This window comes from Umezawaea sp. (genome assembly GCF_036375055.1).
Taxonomy (GTDB): domain Bacteria; phylum Actinomycetota; class Actinomycetes; order Mycobacteriales; family Pseudonocardiaceae; genus Umezawaea.
In genome coordinates, this window is the sequence record NZ_DASUSQ010000106.1 from 1 (window position 1) to 2683 (window position 2683).

At 71.6% G+C, this 2683-nt stretch carries 3 protein-coding genes; 2 read left to right on the forward strand and 1 reads right to left on the reverse strand.

Features of this window, described 5'->3' with window-relative positions; genetic code table 11:
* Positions 1 to 371 precede the first annotated feature (371 nt).
* On the forward strand, positions 372 to 1403 hold the full coding sequence (locus tag VFZ92_RS27275; protein ID WP_330878898.1) for an ABC transporter substrate-binding protein: 1032 nt from the start codon (positions 372 to 374) through the stop codon (positions 1401 to 1403).
* A 130-nt stretch (positions 1404 to 1533) separates the two neighbouring features.
* Here the strand turns inward: VFZ92_RS27275 and VFZ92_RS27280 are convergent, their stop codons facing one another.
* Positions 1534 to 2046 carry a glycosyltransferase gene (locus VFZ92_RS27280; protein ID WP_330878900.1) on the reverse strand — a complete coding sequence of 171 codons (513 nt, stop codon included), beginning with the start codon at positions 2044 to 2046 and terminating at the stop codon, positions 1534 to 1536.
* 389 nt (positions 2047 to 2435) lie between these two features.
* Here VFZ92_RS27280 and VFZ92_RS27285 point away from each other — a divergent pair, with 389 nt between their 5' ends.
* Positions 2436 to 2654 (forward strand): hypothetical protein, encoded by a 219-nt coding sequence (locus VFZ92_RS27285; RefSeq protein ID WP_330878899.1) that lies wholly within the window; start codon positions 2436 to 2438, stop codon positions 2652 to 2654.
* Positions 2655 to 2683 lie beyond the last annotated feature (29 nt).

A 2683-nucleotide genomic window follows, 5' to 3' on the forward strand; every position in this document is an offset into this window, starting at 1 on the left:
TCGAGCGCCGAGGGCGCGTGGCGGCACCCGGTCGCCGCGGACCGACCCGGCGATCGCGTCACGGATTCAGTGACCCCGCTGTCCGCCGTCATCGACGCGGTCATCGAGAAGTTCTGCTCCCATCGAGTGCCCCAGCAGGCAGCAAGCCAGGTCGCCCACGTCGCTGGAGGTGGCCGGCGGGTCGCTGCTCATCGAGGATCGCTTGCTGGACGCCAGCGAGCATCCGGCCTGCAGGGCCTGGGGCGAACCAGTGGGCCTTCGGCTACGGCGAGCCGCATCGAGCGGCGCCCCTCCCACCTAACCGCGTGGTGCGGCGGCCAGTGCGCGGGCGGCCGCGACGTCGGGAGTTGTGGCATCGAGTGGTGCCGCGCATGCTCGGTCTCGTGGTGGTCCTTCGAGCTGGGGTCAGTCTCGGGCTGACCGGCCGCTACGCGATCCAGGCCCGCGAGGTGAAGGCGGGGATCAACCTGTGGGCGGCCGACCACGCCGTCGACCTGGACATCATCGATGACCAGGGCTCACCCGGCCGAGCGGTGGCCGCCTACCACGACCTGGTGGCCGCGGGAGTCGAGATCCTGCTCGGTCCGTATGGCAGCGGGACGGTGCGGCGGGTCGCCCCAGTGGTCTGCGGATCGGGGCGGTTGCTGTGGAATCACGGAGGCGCAGCCGACGACCTCGCCGCGCCGCTGTTGGCCACCGTGATCGCCCCGGCATCCACCTACCTCTACAGCCTGCTGGTGCTGGCCCGGAACGCCGGGCTCGAACACGTGGTGCTGGCGCCCGGCTGGGGTCCGTTCGCTAAACAGGTGGCGGAGGGGGGCCGCCAGGCCGCGGAGACGCTGGGGATGCGTACCCGACGGGTCTCCGCCGACCAGGCGGATGCCCTGGTGGAGGATGCCTCCACGACGCGCGCGGCGTCCCTCGCAGCGGTGGCGCTGGTCTTCGCGGGGACGTTCGAGGAGGACGTGGCTGCCGTGCGGCGGGTCCGCGAGGCCCGGGTGGAGGTCGGACTGCTGGGCTGTGTCGCGGCGGGCATCGACGAGTTCGGTCATCGGCTCGGTCGATTGGCAGACGGGGTCGTGGCGCCGGCGCAGTGGTGCGCCCGCGACCATCCCGTGGACGTCGGACCGTCCGGCCAGGAGTTCGTTCGCCGCTTCCAGTGGCGCTTCGGCCGCACCCCCGACTATCTGTCCGCCCAAGCGGCGGCCGCGGGCTACCTGGCCGGCGAGGCTGCTGCACATGGCTACCGTCCCGACGAGGTGCGTCGGTGGCGCCCCGACACCCTGCTGGGCCCGTTCCGCCTGGACCGTTCGTGGCGCCAGACGGGCTACACCCCCGTGGCGGTCCAATGGCGCCGAGGCAGGCGGGTAGTAGTCGCCGCCGAGCCCCCACCCCAACGCTGACGAGCCACGGCCGCTAGCCACGCCCTTGGCCGAGAACAGAGGGAGGCGGCACGATCGAGCGCCTCCCCGGTGCCGATCACAACGACGCCGTCGGCGCCCAAGCGCTCAGCGCCAGGCGGGACCGAACGCGTCATCTACCTGATCGGGCCAGTTCGGCGATGAGGGGAACGGCCTCGGCGACATCTGGCAGCGCTCGCACCTCGCCTGCGACGCGCTGCGCGGCCGCGCTGAACGACGGGTCCGCGACCACGCGTGCGACAGCCACAGCCAGCCCATGGAAGTCGCCGCGCGGCCCGCTCGCCAGCGCCAACCCCGCGCCGACGGCGTGGACCCGGCGGGCGTTGTAGCCCTGGTCGGCGACCACCGGAACGAGGACCATCGGCACTCCCGCGGCCAGGCCGCGCAGGGTGGAGCCAAAGCCACCGTGGCTCACCAGCGCCGCGACGAGAGGTAGGACCTCGTTGTCGTTGCACCAGCGTTCGACGTGAACGTTGGGCGGCAGCGTCCCGAGCGCAGCGGGATCGCCACCACCCGTGGCGAGCAGCACGCGTACGGGCAGGTCGGCCAGCGAGCCGACGACAGCACGGTACAGGTCGGGAAACAGCCCCGGCCTGGCCGCCGCCGTCCCGAGGCTGACATACACCAACGGGGCGATCGAGCCGTTCCATCAGTCGGTGACGCCCTGGCCACGCCGCTGGGCGGCACTGTCCCAGAAGCGGCGGGTGTTACCGGGGGCCGGGGACCGCCGGATGCTCCTGGGACCCGGGCGCGCACGTCAGGTGGGGTGCGGCCCGCAACCGTACGAGCCCGGGGTCGGGACCAAGCCCGACCGAGGCCCGCAACTCGTTGAGCGGTTCCTCCACGACCGAGAGCCCGAACTCCTCGAACCAGGCGAGCACGACGTCGACCTGGGCATGCGGGATCCCATTGCGCTCGGCCGCCACGTACGACCCGTACTGGGTCTGCTTTGATCAGATCGGTCCATGACCGTGATCAAGATCAACGCCATCACCGTTCCGGAGGCCGCGCGACATGGTGCTCGCCGCCCATCGGACGCCAGTTGGCGGCAGGATCGTCACCACGACGATTGAGACGGTCCGGTTCGATCGTCCCGAGACGATCCATTTCCGGTTGGTGCGGGGCCCGGTTCCTCATGTGGCCGAGCGGTTCACGCTCCACCCGGAACAGGGCGCGACTCGACTGGACTACACCGGCGAGCTCGGTGCGGACTTCTGGGGGCTGGGCCGCTAGTGGGCTGACCAGGTTGCTACCAAGTGGGA